At 66.1% G+C, this 19,039-nt stretch carries 9 protein-coding genes and 3 rRNA genes; 3 read left to right on the top strand and 9 right to left on the bottom strand.

The features are described from left to right. Positions 1–5: 5 nt before the first annotated feature. The 5 genes from rrf to JOM49_RS00025 form a co-directional block, all read right to left on the bottom strand. A 5S ribosomal RNA gene (gene rrf, locus JOM49_RS00005) occupies positions 6–122 on the bottom strand. An 83-nt stretch (positions 123–205) separates the two neighbouring features. Then, positions 206–3,321: ribosomal RNA gene (locus JOM49_RS00010) — 23S ribosomal RNA — on the bottom strand. Positions 3,322–3,623: 302 nt separating this feature from the next. Further along, positions 3,624–5,140 (bottom strand): 16S ribosomal RNA (locus tag JOM49_RS00015). The 16S, 23S and 5S rRNA genes sit together here, the layout of an rRNA operon. Positions 5,141–5,476: 336 nt before the next feature. Beyond that, a complete protein-coding gene (gene glnA, locus JOM49_RS00020) occupies positions 5,477–6,820 on the bottom strand; it encodes a type I glutamate--ammonia ligase (RefSeq protein ID WP_209662127.1) in 1,344 nt (447 codons plus the stop codon). Positions 6,821–6,856: 36 nt separating this feature from the next. Next, on the bottom strand, positions 6,857–8,116 hold the full coding sequence (locus tag JOM49_RS00025; protein WP_372443947.1) for an MFS transporter: 1,260 nt from the start codon (positions 8,114–8,116) through the stop codon (positions 6,857–6,859). 70 nt (positions 8,117–8,186) lie between these two features. On the opposite strand from JOM49_RS00025, the gene JOM49_RS00030 reads away from it, so the two are divergent. Both JOM49_RS00030 and JOM49_RS00035 read left to right on the top strand, forming a co-directional pair. Beyond that, positions 8,187–9,149 (top strand): GlxA family transcriptional regulator, encoded by a 963-nt coding sequence (locus JOM49_RS00030; protein WP_209662129.1) that lies wholly within the window; start codon positions 8,187–8,189, stop codon positions 9,147–9,149. A 19-nt stretch (positions 9,150–9,168) separates the two neighbouring features. Then, a complete protein-coding gene (locus JOM49_RS00035) occupies positions 9,169–9,855 on the top strand; it encodes an LppX_LprAFG lipoprotein (RefSeq protein ID WP_209662130.1) in 687 nt (228 codons plus the stop codon). Between the two features lie 357 nt (positions 9,856–10,212). On the opposite strand, the gene JOM49_RS00040 is transcribed toward JOM49_RS00035, so the two are convergent. Then, a complete protein-coding gene (locus JOM49_RS00040) occupies positions 10,213–11,790 on the bottom strand; it encodes an alpha/beta hydrolase (RefSeq protein ID WP_372443948.1) in 1,578 nt (525 codons plus the stop codon). An 87-nt stretch (positions 11,791–11,877) separates the two neighbouring features. Continuing rightward, complete coding sequence (locus JOM49_RS00045) at positions 11,878–13,446, bottom strand: alpha/beta hydrolase (protein WP_372444204.1); 1,569 nt, start codon at positions 13,444–13,446, stop codon at positions 11,878–11,880. A gap of 136 nt (positions 13,447–13,582) precedes the next feature. Here JOM49_RS00045 and secA2 point away from each other — a divergent pair, with 136 nt between their 5' ends. Next, positions 13,583–15,919: an accessory Sec system translocase SecA2 gene (gene secA2, locus JOM49_RS00050; RefSeq protein WP_209662132.1), complete on the top strand. Its 2,337-nt coding sequence runs from the start codon at positions 13,583–13,585 to the stop codon at positions 15,917–15,919. A 59-nt stretch (positions 15,920–15,978) separates the two neighbouring features. Here secA2 and JOM49_RS00055 read toward each other — a convergent pair whose 3' ends face one another. Further along, complete coding sequence (locus JOM49_RS00055) at positions 15,979–17,139, bottom strand: alkaline phosphatase PhoX (RefSeq protein WP_209662133.1); 1,161 nt, start codon at positions 17,137–17,139, stop codon at positions 15,979–15,981. Between the two features lie 109 nt (positions 17,140–17,248). Beyond that, positions 17,249–18,967 (bottom strand): NAD+ synthase, encoded by a 1,719-nt coding sequence (locus JOM49_RS00060; RefSeq protein WP_209662134.1) that lies wholly within the window; start codon positions 18,965–18,967, stop codon positions 17,249–17,251. Positions 18,968–19,039: the final 72 nt, after the last annotated feature.

Genomic DNA, 19,039 nt, shown 5'->3' on the forward strand with positions numbered 1-19,039 from the left:
GTTAAGTTCGGCGGCGTCCTACTCTCCCACACCCCTTCGAGTGCAGTACCATCGGCGCTGGCAGGCTTAGCTTCCGGGTTCGGAATGGGACCGGGCGTTTCCCCGCCGCTATAACCACCGAAACACTACGAAACAAACACACAAGTGCATGTTGACGTCTCTGATGTGGTGTTTCAGAGCCGTAGAGTGGATGCGAAGCGTCTTTGTAGGCAAGTCCTCGGCCTATTAGTACCAGTCAACTCCACACATTACTGCGCTTCCATTTCTGGCCTATCAACCCAATCGTCTTTTGGGGGCCTTAACCCACAAAGGGGTGGGATACCTCATCTAGGAACAGGCTTCCCGCTTAGATGCCTTCAGCGGTTATCCCTTCCGAACGTAGCTAACCAGCCATGCCACTGGCGTGACAACTGGCATACCAGAGGTTCGTCCGTCCCGGTCCTCTCGTACTAGGGACAGCCTTCCGCAAGTATCCTACGCGCGCGGCGGATAGGGACCGAACTGTCTCACGACGTTCTAAACCCAGCTCGCGTGCCGCTTTAATGGGCGAACAGCCCAACCCTTGGGACCTACTCCGGCCCCAGGATGCGACGAGCCGACATCGAGGTGCCAAACCATGCCGTCGATATGGACTCTTGGGCAAGATCAGCCTGTTATCCCCGGGGTACCTTTTATCCGTTGAGCGACACCCCTTCCACCAGGTGGTGCCGGATCACTAGTCCCGACTTTCGTCCCTGCTCGACCTGTCAGTCTCACAGTCAAGCTCCCTTGTGCACTTACACTCAACACCTGATTGCCAACCAGGCTGAGGGAACCTTTGGGCGCCTCCGTTACTCTTTGGGAGGCAACCGCCCCAGTTAAACTACCCATCAGGCACTGTCCCTCACCCAGATCATGGGCGTAGGTTCAGATTCCCAATCCGGCCAGAGTGGTATTTCAACAACGACTCCACACCCACTAGCGTGAGCGCTTCACAGTCTCCCACCTATCCTACACAAACCGAACCGAAAACCAATACCAAACTATAGTAAAGGTCCCGGGGTCTTTCCGTCCTGCCGCGCGTAACGAGCATCTTTACTCGTAATGCAATTTCGCCGGGCCTGTGGTTGAGACAGCCGGAAAGTCGTTACGCCATTCGTGCAGGTCGGAACTTACCCGACAAGGAATTTCGCTACCTTAGGATGGTTATAGTTACCACCGCCGTTTACTGGCGCTTAAATTCTCAGCTTCACCCCCGAAGGGATTAACCGGTCCTCTTAACGTTCCAGCACCGGGCAGGCGTCAGTCCGTATACATCGAATTACTTCTTCGCACGGACCTGTGTTTTTAGTAAACAGTCGCTTTCCGCTGGTCTCTGCGGCCACCCACCCCTAGCCCGTAAAGGACTTCAGGATGTTTGGCCCCCCTTCTCCCGAAGTTACGGGGGCATTTTGCCGAGTTCCTTAACCACAGTTCACCCGATCGCCTTGGTATTCTCTACCTGACCACCTGTGTTGGTTTGGGGTACGGGCCGTGCACGCACTCGCTAGAGGCTTTTCTCGGCAGCATAGGATCACTCTACTTCACCTCAATCGGCTACGCATCACGTCTCAGCCTATTGCCATGCGGATTTACCTACATGACGGCCTACACGCTTACACCAGTACTACCATTCACTGGCGGAGCTACCTTCCTGCGTCACCCCATCACTTGACTACTACAGAATCAGGCCCCACGCTCCACAACAAACCTTTGTCCGAAGACTCCAGTCTGCGCTTTGGGTGGTTAGTATCAACTGCCTCATCAGGGACGCACGTGCTCGGGTACGGGAATATCAACCCGTTGTCCATCGACTACGCCTGTCGGCCTCGCCTTAGGTCCCGACTTACCCTGGGCGGATTAGCCTGGCCCAGGAACCCTTGGTCATCCGGCGGCAGAGTTTCTCACTCTGCATTCGCTACTCATGCCTGCATTCTCACTCCCACACCCTCCACCGCTGGTTTACACCGCGGCTTCCCTGGATGCAGGACGCTCCCCTACCCATCAACACGACTAGATGCTCATCCGAAAACAAGCACCGATCTATTGTGTCAATGACACAGCTTCGGCGGTGTGCTTAAGCCCCGCTACATTGTCGGCGCAGGACCACTTGACCAGTGAGCTATTACGCACTCTTTCAAGGGTGGCTGCTTCTAAGCCAACCTCCTGGTTGTCTGGGCAATCCCACATCCTTTCCCACTGAGCACACACTTAGGGGCCTTAGCTGGTGTTCTGGGCTGTTTCCCTCTCGACGACGAAGCTTATCCCCCGCCGTCTCACTGCCGCACTCTCACCCACCCGTATTCGGAGTTTGGTTGACTTCGGTAACCCGGTAAGGCCCCTAGGCCATCCAGTAGCTCTACCCCGGATGGGAAACATACGACGCTGCACCTAAATGCATTTCGGGGAGAACCAGCTATCACGGAGTTTGATTGGCCTTTCACCCCTACCCACAGCTCATCCCCTCAGTTTTCAACCTAAGTGGGTTCGGGCCTCCACACCGTCTTACCGGCGCTTCACCCTGGCCATGGGTAGATCACTCCGCTTCGGGTCTAGACCACGCGACTCAAAACGCCCTATTCAGACTCGCTTTCGCTACGGCTACCCCACACGGGTTAACCTCGCCACGCAGCACTAACTCGCAGGCTCATTCTTCAAAAGGCACGCCATCACTTATTACAGCTCTGACGGCTTGTAAGCACACGGTTTCAGGTACTCTTTCACTCCCCTCCCGGGGTACTTTTCATCTTTCCCTCACGGTACTAGTCCGCTATCGGTCATCAGGAAGTATTTAGGCTTACCGGGTGGTCCCGGCAGATTCACAGCAAATTCCACGAGCTCGCTGCTACTCGGGAACACCACCACGCAACACCCACACAGTTTTCGCGTACGGGACTCTCACCCACTCCGGTCCACCATCCCAGGTGGTTCCACTAACCATGCAGCATCACGCCAGAAATGTCAGTTCCTGGAAGATGGGTCCCACAACACCGCACACACAACGCCTGACAGCTTGACATGCGCACGGTTTAGCCTCATCCGCTTTCGCTCGCCACTACTCACGGAATCACGGTTGTTTTCTCTTCCTACGGGTACTGAGATGTTTCACTTCCCCGCGTTCCCTCCACACACCCTATATATTCAGGTGCGGGTAACACCACATAACTGGTGCTGGGTTTCCCCATTCGGACACCCTCGGATCTCAGCTCGGTTGACAGCTCCCCGAGGCTTATCGCAGCCTCCCACGTCCTTCATCGGCTCCTGATGCCTAGACATCCACCATGTGCTCTTAACAACTTGACCACAAAGATGCTCGCATCCACTCTACAGTTCTCAAACACCACACCAGAAACAACACCAGCGTGCTGCCTCAGGACCCAACAGCGTGCCAGCAAACAACCACCCAACCAAACCCAACGAAGCTTTCCACGCCCCCAGAAGGAGCAGTACTCACCACGCCGGCAACCTGACCGGACAGTGATAGACCAGTAGTTCCACAATTCCTTGAGCAACCAGAGCAAGTACACAGTCGGCACTTGAACCCTGGCCACCCCATGAATCGTTGATCCGGGTATCCCGGCGACCATGGATGTGTTGCTCCTTAGAAAGGAGGTGATCCAGCCGCACCTTCCGGTACGGCTACCTTGTTACGACTTCGTCCCAATCGCCAGTCCCACCTTCGACCACTCCCTCCCACAAGGGGTTGGGCCATGGGCTTCGGGTGTTACCGACTTTCATGACGTGACGGGCGGTGTGTACAAGGCCCGGGAACGTATTCACCGCAGCGTTGCTGATCTGCGATTACTAGCGACTCCGACTTCACGCAGTCGAGTTGCAGACTGCGATCCGAACTGAGACCGGCTTTAAGGGATTCGCTCCACCTCGCGGTATCGCAGCCCTCTGTACCAGCCATTGTAGCATGTGTGAAGCCCTGGACATAAGGGGCATGATGACTTGACGTCATCCCCACCTTCCTCCGAGTTGACCCCGGCAGTCTCCCACGAGTCCCCGGCCGAACCGCTGGCAACATAGGATAAGGGTTGCGCTCGTTGCGGGACTTAACCCAACATCTCACGACACGAGCTGACGACAGCCATGCACCACCTGTACACCAACCACAAGGGAAGCCCTATCTCTAGGGATGTCTGGCGCATGTCAAGCCCAGGTAAGGTTCTTCGCGTTGCATCGAATTAATCCACATGCTCCGCCGCTTGTGCGGGCCCCCGTCAATTCCTTTGAGTTTTAGCCTTGCGGCCGTACTCCCCAGGCGGGGCGCTTAATGCGTTAGCTACGGCACGGACAACGTGGATGTCGCCCACACCTAGCGCCCAACGTTTACAGCGTGGACTACCAGGGTATCTAATCCTGTTCGCTCCCCACGCTTTCGCTCCTCAGCGTCAGTATCGGCCCAGAGACCCGCCTTCGCCACCGGTGTTCCTCCTGATATCTGCGCATTTCACCGCTACACCAGGAATTCCAGTCTCCCCTACCGAACTCAAGTCTGCCCGTATCGACCGCAAGCTGGAGGTTAAGCCTCCAGTTTTCACGGCCGACGCGACAAACCGCCTACGAGCTCTTTACGCCCAATAATTCCGGACAACGCTCGCACCCTACGTATTACCGCGGCTGCTGGCACGTAGTTAGCCGGTGCTTCTTCTACAGGTACCGTCAGTTGCCCTTCGTCCCTGTCGAAAGAGGTTTACAACCCGAAGGCCGTCATCCCTCACGCGGCGTCGCTGCATCAGGCTTGCGCCCATTGTGCAATATTCCCCACTGCTGCCTCCCGTAGGAGTCTGGGCCGTGTCTCAGTCCCAGTGTGGCCGGTCGCCCTCTCAGGCCGGCTACCCGTCGTCGCCTTGGTAGGCTTTTACCCCACCAACAAGCTGATAGGCCGCGGGTTCATCCCATACCGCCGGAGCTTTCCACCACACACCATGCGATGCGCAGTCATATCCGGTATTAGACCCCGTTTCCAGGGCTTATCCCAAAGTACAGGGCAGATTACCCACGTGTTACTCACCCGTTCGCCACTAATCCACCCCGAAGGGCTTCATCGTTCGACTTGCATGTGTTAAGCACGCCGCCAGCGTTCGTCCTGAGCCAGGATCAAACTCTCCAACAATGAATTTGATCTAGACTATTCTAGTATTCTCAAAGGAAACCCCGACGAGGGGGTTTCATATAAGCTCTACTGGCTTAGTTCACTAGCACACTGTTGAGTTCTCAAGCAACACACTGAATTGTCTGGCAGTGCTCCCAGGGCAAAGTGCAACCAACCGCTTCGATCTAGTCGTTGGGGTTGGCCGTCCCATCCTGGGGGCCGTCGCAGTACGTTACTCGGTCCGGTTCGCGGAGTCAACCCCCGCTCGGCCCTGCCTCGTTCCTGGCGACGAAGAGAAGATTACATGGCCGCCAACCCCCCGAAAACAGGGGGGTACCTTAACGGTGTTTCCCCAGGTCAGAGCACTGGAAGCAGGGTTCGCAGCTCGTACGGGGTGACCGCGCTCCGGTAGTTGTCCCACTCGACCCGCTTGTTCCGCAGGAAGAAGTCGTAGACGTGCTCCCCGAGGGCCTCGGGCAGCAGCTCGGACCGCTCCATCTCGGTCAGCGCCTCGCCCAGGTTCTGCGGCAGGTTCTTGTAGCCGGCCGCACGGCGCTCGGCGTCGGACAGCGACCAGATGTTGTCCTCGGCGGGCGCGGGCAGCTCGTAGCCCTCGGCGATGCCCTTGAGCCCGGCGGCCAGGATCACCGAGTAGGCCAGGTACGGGTTGCAGGCCGAGTCCAGCGTGCGGATTTCCACCCGGCGGGAGGACGCCTTACCCGGTGAGTACATCGGCACGCGGACCAGCGCGGACCGGTTCGACCGGCCCCACGACACGGTCGTCGGTGCCTCGCCGCCGCTGATCAGGCGCTTGTACGAGTTCACCCACTGGTTGGTCACCGCGGAGATCTCCCGCGCGTGGTGCAGCACACCGGCGACGAACGCCTTGCCCGTGTCCGACAGCTCGTGCGGGTCCTCGGGGTCGTAGAAGGCGTTGCGGTCGCCTTCGAAGAGGCTGACGTGGGTGTGCATGCCCGAACCGGGCTGGTCGGTGAACGGCTTCGGCATGAACGTGGCGCGCACGCCCTGCGTCAGCGCCACCTCCTTGACCACGTACCGGAAGGTCATCACGTTGTCGGCCATGGTCAGCGCGTCGGCGTAGCGCAGGTCGATCTCCTGCTGCCCGGGCGCGCCCTCGTGGTGGCTGAACTCCACGGAGATGCCCATCGCCTCGAGCGTCTCGATGGCGTGGCGGCGGAAGTGCGTCGCGGTGGCGTGACTGGCCTGGTCGAAGTACCCCCCGTTGTCCGCGGGCTCCGGCTCGGTGCCGTCGTCCGGGAGGTTCGACAGCAGGAAGAACTCGATCTCGGGGTGCACGTAGCAGGTGAACCCGGCCTCGCCCGCCTTCGACAACTGGCGGCGCAGCACGTGCCGGGGGTCCGCCCACGAGGGCGAGCCGTCGGGCATCGCGATGTCGCAGAACATCCGGGCCGAGTACGGCGCGCCCTCGGGTGTTTCCCACGGCAGCACCTGGAAGGTGGCCGGGTCGGGCTTGGCGACCATGTCCGACTCGTAGACCCGCGCGAACCCCTCGATGGCGGATCCGTCGAACCCGATCCCCTCGCTGAAGGCCCCCTCCAGTTCGGCGGGCGCGACCGCCACCGACTTGAGGAACCCGAGCACGTCGGTGAACCAGAGCCGCACGAAACGGATGTCCCGTTCTTCAAGCGTGCGCAGCACGAACTCCTGCTGGCGATCCATGGCCGCACCCTATGCGGATCGTGTTAACGGCGTGTTTCACGACACCCGGTGGCGTGGCACGGCGATCGACATCACGGCGGCGATCACGCACAACCCGCCGGCGAACAGCCAGGCCAGGTCGTACTCGCCCTGCAGGTCACGCACCAGTCCGGCGCCGAAAGCCGCGATGGCCGCGCCGACCTGGTGCGAGGCGAACACCCAGCCGAACGCGATCGGCGCGTTCTCGCCGAACTTCTCCCGGCAGAGCGCGACGGTCGGCGGCACGGTGGCGATCCAGTCCAGGCCGTAGAAGATGATGAAGACCCACATGCTCGGCTCCACCCCCGGCGCGAACAGCGAAGGCAGGATCATCAGTGACAGGCCGCGCAGCGTGTAGTAGGCGCCGAGCAGGATCCGCGGGTTCACCCGGTCGGTGAGCCAGCCGGAGAAGATCGTGCCCGCCACGTCGAAGATGCCGATCAGCGCGAGCAGCGAGGCCGCGGTGGTGTGCGGCATGCCGTGGTCGTGCGCGGCGGTGACGAAGTGCGTGCCGACCAGGCCGTTGGTCGACGCCCCGCAGATCGCGAAACCGCCCGCGAGCAGCCAGAACGTCCTCGTGCGCGCGGCATCGCGCAGGGTGCGCAGCGCGCGGGCCGCACTGCTGCCCGTCACCGGCGCGACGGCGGCTGCCTCCGGCTCACCACCATAAGCGGTGGTACCGACATCGGCGGGCCGGTCGTGCAGGAAGAGCGCCACCAGGGGGACGACCGCGAGCGCGGCGAGCGCCACCACGATCGACGCCGTCCGCCAGCCGTATTCGGTGGCCAGCGCGGCGACCAGCGGCAGGAAGATCAGCTGGCCGGTGGCGCCCGCGGCGGTGAGGATGCCGCTGACCAGGCCGCGGCGGTGCACGAACCAGCGTCCGGTGACGGTGGCGACGAAGGCCATCGACATCGAGCCGGTGCCCACGCCGACCAGCACGCCCCAGAGCAGCTGCAGCTGCCAGGAGGCGGTCATGAAGATGGTGAGCCCGCTGCCCGCGGCGACCAGGGTCAGCGCCCACGAGACCACGCGGCGCATGCCGAGCCGGTCCATCAGCGCGGCGGCGAACGGGGAGATCAGGCCGAACAGGACGAGGTTGATCGACACCGCGGCGCCGATCGTGCCGCGGGCCCAGCCGAACTCGGCGTGCAGCGGGTCGATCAGCACGCTGGGGACCGACCGGAACCCGGCGGCGCCGATCAGGGTCACGAACGCGACGGCCGCCACCACCCAGGCGCGGTGCAGCCGGTGGGTGCGCTGTTGGAGTTGAGTCACGTGGTCAGTTTCGTGAAACTTCGAGAGGCCAACTAGTGGCCGGAGCGCCAATATGTGAAAGGATCCGGCCATGGTCGAACCGCACCGCGTGGCCGTGCTCGCGATCGACGAGGTCGTCGGGTACGACATGCAGTTGCCGGCGCTGTTGTTCCGGATCGCCGAGCGGAACGGCGAAGCGCTCTACGACGTGCGGATCTGCGGGGTCGACGACCAGCCGGTCCGGGTCAGCGCCGGGTACACCGCGGTGCTCGACCACGGCCCGGAGGCGCTGGCCGAAGCGGACACGGTGATCATCCCGGGCACGCGGGTGCGGGGGCCGCGGCACGAAGGCACGCTGCCGGACGACATCGCCGCCGCGCTCGCGTTGATCCGGCAGGGCACGCGGATCATGTCGATCTGCACCGGGGCGTTCGTGCTGGGCGCGGCCGGGATCCTCGACGGCAGGCCGGCCACCACGCACTGGGCTTACGCGGACGAGCTGCAGGCGCTGTACCCCGAGATCCTGGTCGACGAGAACGTGCTCTTCGTCGACGACGGTGACGTGCTGACCTCGGCCGGGCTCGCCGCGGGCGTGGACCTCTGCCTGCACGTGCTGCGCGCGGACCACGGCAGCGAAGTGGCCAACACCGCGGCGCGCTACACCGTGGTGCCCCCGTTCCGCGAGGGCGGGCAGTCGCAGTTCATCGAGCGGCCGGTCAGCGACGAAGGCGTCGGCACCACCGCCTCGACCAGGGCGTGGGCGCTCACCCGACTCGGTGAGCCGCTGGACCTGGCGACGCTGGCCGAGCACGCGCGGATGAGCGTGCGCACGTTCAGCAGGCGTTTTCGCGCGGAAACCGGGCTGTCGCCGCGGGCGTGGCTGATCCAGGAGCGGGTGAAGCACGCGCGGCACCTGCTCGAGAACACCACCCTGCCGATCGACCGGGTCGCGGAGGAATCGGGGCTCGGTACGTCGGCCTCGCTCCGGCAGCACCTCAACGCGGCCATCGGGGTGTCGCCGCTGACCTACCGCCGGACCTTCGCGCGCAGCTGAAACGGCTAACGTGGGCAGCATGTTCTCGCGCCGCCTGCTCGGGCTGCTGTTGTTGACCGGATTGCTGGGCGGGTGCACCGTTTCGCCGGACACCAGCGGGCCGCTGCCGGACGGTGGCGGGCTGGTGCGTGAAGCGGCCGCGGCGGTCGAACGGCTGAACACCGTGCACTTCAAGTTCGGTATCAGCGGCATGCTCGCGGGCCTTGAAGTGCTCGACGTCGAAGGCGACGCGGACCGCGCGGGCGGGACGCACGGATCGGCGCACGGGCTGGCCGGGGTGCAGGAGGCGAACGACCGCGTCGACTACCAGTTCCAGCTCAGCGGGGACACGCTCACGCTGACCGACCAGCAGGGCGCGAGCCGGACCGAGGCGCCGCCGCTGTTCACCCCGGCGACGCTGCTGGACGCCTCGCGCGGGTTGCCGCGACTGCTCAACGGGGCGACCGCGCTGGAAACCGAGGGCAAGGAACGGCTCGGCGAGGTGCACGCGTACCGGGTGACCGGGAAGGTGCCGCAGGCGGTGATCAGCGCGGTGGTGCCGTCGATCCAGGCGGATGTGGACGTGAAGTTCTGGGTCGAGCAGGCGGAGACGCGGAACCTGGTGCGGGTGTGGCTGCAGGTGCCGCCGCGACAGGCGAACGAAGGCGCGATCATGCTCGAACTGGCCCTGACCGCCCCGAACCAACCAGCCCCGGCGACGACCTAGGTGCCGTGAATGTGGCTTTCACGGCTCGGGTGGGGGCCGTGAAAGTGGCTTTCACGGCGTGGGTGGTGTCACGAATGTGGCTTTCGGGACGCTGGATGTCTCGAAAGCCACATTCGTGACATCGGCGGGGCGTTGGCTCCCCTGGGGAGCCGGGCTCAAATGTGGACCCGGATTCCCGAACGTGTGGAGTTCGGCTACGCGAGTGTGGGTCTCGGGTGCCTGAATGCGGGACTCGGCTTCCTGAACGTGAGGTCCGGGCGCATGAGCGTGGAACTCGGGTGCGCGAATGTGGGGCTCGGCTTCCCGAGTGCGGGATTCAGCTTCCTGAACGTGAGGTTCGGGTGCTTGAACGTGGGGTTAGGGGGTGGGGCAGCGGGTGGGGGGTGGGGGGAGGGTGCCGCTGATCAGGTAGTCGGTGCCGGCGTCGTCGACGCAGGGGATGCCTTGCAGGAACACGGTGTGCTGCGTCCCTTCGAAGGTGAGCAGGCCGCCCTTCATCGCCCGCGCCAGGTTGACGCCGGCGTCGTACGGGGTCGCCGGGTCGTTCGTGGTGGAGATGACCAGGACGGGTGGCACGCCGTCGACCTTCGGGGTGTGGGGTTCCGAGGTGTTCGGCACCGGCCAGAAGGCGCAGGTGTCCAGTGCCGCGCCGTCCGGTTTGCCGTCGTCCAGGAAGGGCGCGGCCTCGTTGGCGCGCGCGACCAGCTCGGCGATGCGGGCCTTGTCGGTGATCTTCGGGTTGTCCACGCAGCTGATCGCGGTGAACGCGTCCTGGATGGCGCCGTAGGTCCCGTCGGCACCGCGTTCGTTGTACTGGTCGGCGAGCGCGATCAGCTTGTCGCCGCGCCCCTGCACCAGCTCGTTCAGCCCGGCGTTGAGCTGCTTCCACAGCTGGTCCGAGTACATCGCCTGGATCGCCGCGGTCCCGAGGTCCTCGTAGGAGAGCTTGCGGTCGCCTGCGGGTACCGGCTTCTCGATCAACGGCCGCGTCAGGTCCTGGAAGGCCTTCGTGGCGCCCGCCGGGTCGCGGCCGAGCGCGCAGTCGGACTGCTCGGCGCACCACTTCGCGAACTCGCCGAACGCCTTGCCGAAGCCGGTGATCTGCGCGAGGTTGCCTTCGAGCTGGTCCTGTTCGGGGTCGACCGCGCCGTCGAGCACCATCGCGCGCACCTTGTCCGGGAACGCCTCGGCGTAGGTGTAACCGATCTGCGTGCCGTAGGAGTAGCCGAGGTAGCTCAGCTTCTGGTCACCGAGCGCGGCGCGGAGCAGGTCGAGGTCCTTGGCCACGTCCCTGGTGCCGAGGTTGGCGAGCATGGCGTTGCCGTGTTCGGTGCGCTCGGCGCACTTCACGCCGAAGTCCCTGGCCTCGTTCTCCTGCTTGGTCACGCCCTCGGGCGAGCCGTCGGTCTCGGAGTCGTCCGCGCGGTCGGCGTCGCGCTCGGCGTCGGTCAGGCAGCGGATCCGCGGCTCGCTGGCGCCGACCCCGCGCGGGTCGAAGCCGACGAGGTCGAACCGCTTGCCGACCTCACCCTTGGCCGCCGGTACGGACAGGCCGGCGGCGGCCACCATGCCCGAGCCGCCCGGCCCGCCCGGGTTCACCACGAGCGAGCCGATCCGCTCCCCCGCCGCCCGGTGGCGGAGCACGCCGATGCTGATCTTCTCCGCGCCCGGCTTCGCGTAGTCCAGCGGCACGCTCAGCCGCGCGCATTCGAGGCCGGGCACCCGGAACGCGGCTCTGCTGTCCTCGCCCGTCGCGAACGGCGCGCACTCACCCCAGGCGAGCGTCTGCGCGTAGAAACCGGCCATCGGGTCGGGCGGCGGCGTCGGGGTCGGCGGCGCCAGGGACTCGACCACGGTGTGCGGCGGGCTCGCCACCGGTTCCTCCGCCGAGCAGGCGGCGGTGACCAGGGCGAGCGGCAGCACAACAGCGATCACTGAGCGGAACGGGGGCACCACGAGATCGTGCCACCGAACCCCCGTTCGGCGCAGTGCGCGACTTCACCCCACGGGGTGAAGATCGATTCACCTGCCCGTGCAGCGGGTGCCTTCCGGTGGAAGCGTGCCGTCGACCAGGTAATCCTCGCCCGCCTTGTCCACGCACTGGATCCCCTGCAGGAAGACCGTGTGCTGGGTGCCTTCGAAGGTGAGCAGCGCGCCCCGCATGCCCTTCGCCAGGTTCACGCCGGCGTCGTACGGGGTCGCCGGGTCGTTCGTCGTCGAGATGACCAGCACCGGCGGCACGCCTTCGACGTTCGGGGTGTGCGGCTCGGAGGTGTTCGGCGCGGGCCAGAACGCGCACGAGTCGAGCGCGGCGCCGTCCGGCCGCCCGTCGTCGAGGAAGGGCGCGACCTGCATGTACCGCTCCTGTGACTCGAGGATCTTCGCCTTGTCCGTGACGCGCGGGTCGTCGACGCAGCGGATCGCGGTGAACGCGTCCTGGGTGGTCGAGTACCGGCCGTCCGACCCGCGTTCGTTGTAGGTGTCGGCGAGCTTCATCAGCGTGCTGCCGTTCCCGCTCTTCAGTGCGTTGAGTCCGCTGTTCAGGGTGTCCCAGAGTTGCTCGGTGTAGAGCGCCTGCACGGTCCCGGTGGTCGCGTCCTCGTAGGAGAGCAGGCGGCCGTCGTCGACGGCGGCCTTGTTGTCGATGAGCGGGCGGGTCAGGTCCTGGTAGGCCTTCGTGGCGGTCGCCGGGTCAGTGCCGAGCGAGCAGTCCTGCTCGGTCACGCACCACTTCACGAACTCCTCGAACGCCTTGCCGAACCCCTGCCCCTGCGCGACCAGCGATTCGACCGGGTCCTGCTCGGGGTCGAGCGCGCCGTCGAGCACCATCGCGCGGACGTTCTGCGGGAAGGTCTCCGCGTAAGTGGACCCGATGCGCGTCCCGTAGGAATAGCCGACGTACGAGAGTTTCGCGTCGCCGAGGGCGGATTTCAGCACGTCCATGTCCTTGACGACGTCCCTGGTGCCGACGTTCGCGAGCATGGCGTCGTGGTGGTCGGTGCGTTCGGCGCAACGCTCGGCGAAGGCCCGGCTTTCCTCCTCCTGCGCCTGCACGCCTTCCGGCGAACCATCGGTTTCGATGTCGTCGGCGCGCTCGGCGTCGCGTTCGCCGTCGGTCAGGCAGCGCACCTGCGGCTGGCTCGCGCCGACACCCCGCGGGTCGAAGCCCACCAGGTCGAAGCGCGCGGTCAGCTCGGCCGAGGCCTCGGTCATGCTCGCCACCGCCGCCATGCCGGACGCCCCCGGCCCACCCGGGTTGAACAGCAGCGATCCGATGCGCTCCCCGCCGCCGGACCGGTGCCGCAGCACGCCGATGGTGATCGTTTCGCCCTGCGGCGCGGCGTAGTTGAGCGGCACGGTGAGCCGGGCGCATTCCACACCCTTCACCCCAAAGGCCGTCTTCGTGCTCGCCGTTGTCGCGTAGGGTGCACAGTCGCCCCAGCTCAGGGGCTGCGCGTAGAACTTTTCGAGACCGGCGGGAACCGGACCCGCCGGTCCTTTCGTTTCGGTCACCGGCCGCGGTGGTTCAGCCTCGGTGGAACAAGCGGCCAGAACGACCGGTAGCGACGTTAGGACGAGGACAAGGCCCAGCTTGGACCGGTAGCGTTCGAGTCGGCGCACCTCGACGATGGTGCCAGCACCGAAGAGCGGAACTCGGACGCGGTAGGGCCGCGTTGGGCAAGCGGAACAACGCCCGCTGGGCGCGACACGACAGAGGAGAGCACGGGTGGCAGCGTTGATGAGCCGGGTCGGCAAACGGTTGCGCAGGATCATCCAGCGGCCGGCCAGCGTGGAACTGACCCGGTACGAGGCCCTCCTGCCCGCCGTCGAAAAGCGGGAACCGGAGATCGAGAAGCTCTCCGACGAGGAGCTGACCGAGACCGCGGCGAAGCTGCGCGAGGTGGACAAGTGGGGCGACGACCAGCTCGTCGAACTGGGCGCGCTGGGTCGTGAGGCGGCCCGCCGGGCGCTCGACGAACGCGCCTTCGACGTCCAGGTGCTCGGCACCCTCGGCCTGCTCACCGGGCACGTCGTGCAGATGGCCACCGGTGAGGGCAAGACGCTGGCCGGCGCGCTCGCCGCGGCGGGTTACGCGCTGCAGGGCAAGCGCGTGCACGTGGTCACGGTCAACGACTACCTGGCCCGTCGTGACGCCGAATGGATGAAACCCATCTTCGACCTCCTGGGTGTCTCCGTCGGCTGGGTGGAGCCGTCGCGCACCCGCGAGGAGCGCCGCGAGGCCTACCACGCCGAGGTCACCTACGGCGCGGTCAGCGAGATCGGCTTCGACATGCTGCGCGACCGCCTGGTCACCGACCCCGACGAGCTGGTCCAGCCCGAACCCGAGGTCGCGATCATCGACGAGGCGGACTCCGTGCTGGTCGACGAGGCCAGGGTGCCGCTGGTGATGGCCGGTTCGGTGGACGCGGGCCAGGCCGACGAGGAGGTGGCCAACGTCGTCCGGCGGCTGCGCCTCGGCCTGCACTACGAGACCGACAAGGACGGCCGCAACGCCTGGCTGACCACAGCCGGGTCCTCCGTGGTGGAGAAGTCGCTCGGCGGCATCGACCTCTACGGCGAGTCCGGCGCCGGGCAGGACCGCCTGGCCGCGGTGAACGTGGCGCTGCACGCGCACGCGCTGCTCGAGCGGGACGTCGACTACCTGGTGCGCGACGGCAAGGTGCAGCTGATCAACGCCTCCCGCGGGCGGGTCGCCGAGCTCCAGCGCTGGCCGGACGGGCTGCAGGCCGCGGTCGAAGCCAAGGAGCAGGTGCCGCCGTCGGATCGCGGCGAGATCCTGGACTCGATCACCGTGCAGGCGCTGATGGCGCGGTACCCGCACGTCGCGGGCATGACCGGGACCGCGGTGGCGGTGGCCGAGCAGCTGCGTGAGTTCTACAAGCTCGAGGTGGCGGTCATCCCGCCGAACACCGAGAACGTCCGCGAGGACGCCAAGGACCGCATCTTCGCCTCGCCGTCGCAGAAGCTGCGCGCGATCGAGGAGGAGATCGCGCGGGTGCACGAGACCGGGCAGCCGATCCTGGTCGGCACCCAGGACGTGGCCGAGTCCGAGGAACTGGCCGAGAAGCTGTCGAAGGTCGGCCTCGAAAGCGTGGTGCTGAACGCCCGCAACGACGCCGAAGAAGCGGAGATCATCGCGGACGCGGGCCGGTACGGCGCGGTCACCGTGTCCACGCAGATGGCCGGTCGCGGTACCGACATCCGGCTGGGTGGCAAGGACGGCAAGGACCGCGAGCGCGTGGCCGAGCTGGGCGGGCTGCACGTCATCGGCACCGCGCGCTACCCGAGCAGTCGGCTCGACGACCAGCTGCGTGGCCGCGCCGGGCGCCAGGGTGACCCGGGCAGCTCGATCTTCTTCGCCAGCCTCAACGACGACCTGGTGCTGCAGAACGCGCCGGACATCCCCGAGGGCATCGACTCCGACGACGAGACCGGCGAGATCACCGACGTCGCCGCGCACCGGCAGATCAAGCACGCCCAGCGCGTGGCCGAGGGCGTCGACCTGGAGATCCACCGCAACACCTGGCGCTACACGCGGCTGATCGAGCGGCAGCGCACTGAACTGCTGGCGCACCGCGACAAGCTCCTGCGCACCGACCTGGCCAAGGAGCAGCTGGAGAAGGGCGCGCCGGAGAAGTTCAAGGAGCTGTCCGAGGCGGTGGACGACGAGGAGAAGGTGGCGCGGATCTGCCGCGAGATCGCCTTGTTCCACATCGACGAGCTGTGGTCGGACCACCTGGCCTTCCTGACCGACGTGCGCGAGAGCATCCACCTGCGCGCGCTGGCCAGGGAGACCCCGCTCGACGAGTTCCACCGCGCGGCGATCCCGGAGTTCCACAAGATCATCCCGGAGACGGAGAAGCGCTCGATCGCCACGCTGGAGGAGGGCGAGATCACCGAGAACGGCATCGACCTCGCCGCCTCCGGGGTCCGGCGGGCGACCTCGACGTGGACCTACCTGGTGCACGACAACCCGTTCGACTCCGACGCCGAGCAGGCGCTGAAGAAGGTGCGGAGCCTCCTCCGCCGCAAGAAGGACTGAGGCCGTGAATGTGGCTTTCACGGCGGATTCGGCCGTGAAAGCCACATTCACCGCATCTGTCAGTGCCGGAAGGGGCCGGTTACCTCGTAGGTGATGCCAGCCGAGGTGGAACCGGTGGTGCCGCGCTGCGACGAGAAGTACAGCCGGTTCCCGGCCGGGGTGAACGCCGGGCCGCAGATCTCCGAGCTGCTCTGGCCGTTGATCCGCAGGAACGGCGCGACCACGTCGTTCGGCGTGATCACGCAGATTTCCATGTTGCCGCCGTCCTCGGCGACGAAGAGGTCACCCGAGGCCGTGCCGGTCACGTTGTCCACGCCGGTCAACGGCGCGCTGCCGGGGCTCACCAGCGAGTCGTCGTAGGCCAGTTCGTAGGTGTTGTCGGTCAGATTGAGCTGCCACAGGCGGTTGTCGCCCTTGGTGGTGAACCACGCGGTGTCGTTGGCGTAGTGCAGGCCCTCGCCGCCGTTGAACCGCTTCGCGCCGGAGACCTGGTTGCGGGTCGCGGTCGGCGAGCCGTCGACGTCGGGCACGTCGGCCCAGGTGAACGAGCCGGAGGTGGCGGTACCCGCGCGCAGCACCTGCAGCTTGCCCGCGGAGAGGTCACCCCAGGTGGTCGGCAGGAAGCGGTAGAGGCAGCCGTCGGAGACGTCCTCGGTCAGGTAGACGGCCTTGCGCACCGGGTCCGCGGCAGCGGCTTCGTGCTTGAACTGCCCCATCGCCGGGCGCCGGATCGCCGCTTTGACGCCCCACGGGTCGCACTCGTAGACGTATCCGCGGTCGACCTCCTCGCAGGACAGCCAGGTGTTCCACGGGGTGGCGCCGCCCGCGCAGTTGACGCGGGTGTTCGACAGCACGCGGTAAGCGCCGGTGACGGTGCCGTTCGCGTCGAACTTCAGCGCGCTGGCACCGCCTCCGAGCAGAATCTCGGAGTTGGACACGTAGATCCAGCCGCTGCCGTCGGCGAAGACCGCGCCGCCGTCCGGGGCGTCGTGCCAGGTGTAGCCGGCCACCTTCTGCCGCGAGCGGGCCACGATCCGGCTGGTGAACCCGGCCGGGAGTTCGATGCCGTTGGCGTCGGCGGCCTGGAGCGGGCCGTACGGGCTGGGGCCGTTCTGCGCCGGGTTCGCCAGCGCCGAGGGGGTGAAGGTGTTGCCGAACGCCGTGACCCCCGCGCCGAGTACTGCCGCGCGCAGGAAGTTACGCCTCTTGAGGGTCGACACGCTGTGCCTCCGATGAGTTCCGCAGGGTGGTGGGGGAACCCACCGGACGCTACGGAAACGCGCTCACCGGGTACAGGGACCGGCGGTGAACTCCCGGCGAAAGGCGCAGTCAGTGCACCTCGCGCCAGGAGTTGGTGATCGGCAGGCGGCGGTCGCGGCCGAAGGCCTTGAAGGTGATCTTCGTGCCCGGCGGGTACTGGCGGCGCTTGTACTCGGCCTTGTCGACCATCCGGACCACGCGGTCGATCACCTCGGCGTCGAAGCCGGCGGCGAGCAGGTCGGCGAAACCGCGGTCGCCCTCGACGTAGTCGTCCAGGATGTCGTCGAGCAGGGCGTAGTCCGGCAGCGAGTCCGAGTCGAGCTGGTCCGGGCGCAGTTCCGCGGACGGCGGCTTGCTGATCGAGTTCTCCGGGATCGGCGGCGTCTCGCCGCGCTTCTCGGCTTCGGCGTTGCGCCAGCGGGCCAGCTGCCACACGTGCGTCTTGAACACGTCCTTGATCGGCGCGAAGCCACCGACGGCGTCGCCGTAGATGGTCGAGTACCCCACCGCCAGCTCGGTCTTGTTGCCGGTCGCCAGCACCAGGTGACCGTCCAAGTTGGACAGTGCCATCAGCAGCATGCCGCGGGTCCTGGCCTGGATGTTCTCCTCGGCCAGGCCGGTCAGCTTCAGCTGGTCGACGTAGAGCTTGACCATGTCCTCGACCGGCTCCACGCGGAAGTGCGCGCCGATGCGGCGGGCCAGTTCGGCGGCGTCGGAGCGCGAGTGCTCCGAGGAGTACTTCGACGGCATCGAGACGCCGTGGACCGCGTCACCGCCGAGCGCGTCGGCGGCCAGCGCGGCCACCACGGCCGAGTCGATCCCGCCGGAGAAGCCGAAGATGACCGACCGGAAACCGTTCTTCTGCACGTAGTCCCGCAGGCCGACGACCAGGGCCGACCACACCTCCGCCTCGTCCGCGAGCGGTTCGCTGACTGGCGGCTCGGCGAGGGGTTCGTAGGCGGGCAGCGGGTCCGACGAGAGCACCCGGCGGTGGACGTGCAGCCCGGCCAGTTCGCCGTCGGCGGCGTGCCCACCGGCCTCGATGTCCATGTCCAGCACGAGGAGGTGCTCGGTGAACTGCGGGGCGCGGGCCAGCAGCCTGCCGTCCGCGGCGACCACGATGGAGTCACCGTCGAAGACCAGGTCGTCCTGCCCGCCGACCTGGTTGGTGTAGACCAGGGGCGCGCCGGCCTCGGCGGCGCGGCGGGCGATCAGCGGGAGGCGGATGTCGTCCTTGGACCGTTCGTACGGCGAGGCGTTCGGCGCCACCACCAGGTCCACCCCGGCCTTGCCGAGCGCGGCGATCGGGCCGCCGTCCTGCCAGATGTCCTCGCAGATCACCATGCCGATGTCGATGCCGTGGTAGCGGACCACGTCGAGCGTGGTGCCCGGCTTGAAGTAGCGGTGCTCGTCGAACACGCCGTAGTTGGGCAGGTGGTGCTTGAACTGCCTGGCCACGACCTCGCCCCGGTACAGCGCGGCCGCGGCGTCGCGCGGCCCGGCCTCGTCCAGGTCGAGGTAGCCGACGTAGACCAGCACCTCACCGCACCCGGCCTCGTCCAGCCGCGCGGCCACTTCGTCCACCTTCGCGCGGGACGCCTCGGCGAAGGTCTTGCGCAGGGAGAGGTCCTCGACCGGGTACCCGGTCAGCGACATCTCGGGGAAGACCACCACGTGGGCACCGGCCTCGACGGCCTTGCGCGTCCACTCGACGGTCTGGTCGGCGTTCCCGGCGAGGTCCCCGACGGTGGGGTTGACCTGGGCCAAGGCGAGGCGCAGTTGCGGCATTGCGCCATTCTCGCTCACGCGGCCCCGCCCGGCGACCAGGTGTGCTCAACTCCGCGCCCAATAGGGTTGCCG

Source organism: Amycolatopsis magusensis (assembly GCF_017875555.1).
GTDB classification, from domain to species: Bacteria; Actinomycetota; Actinomycetes; order Mycobacteriales; family Pseudonocardiaceae; genus Amycolatopsis; species Amycolatopsis magusensis.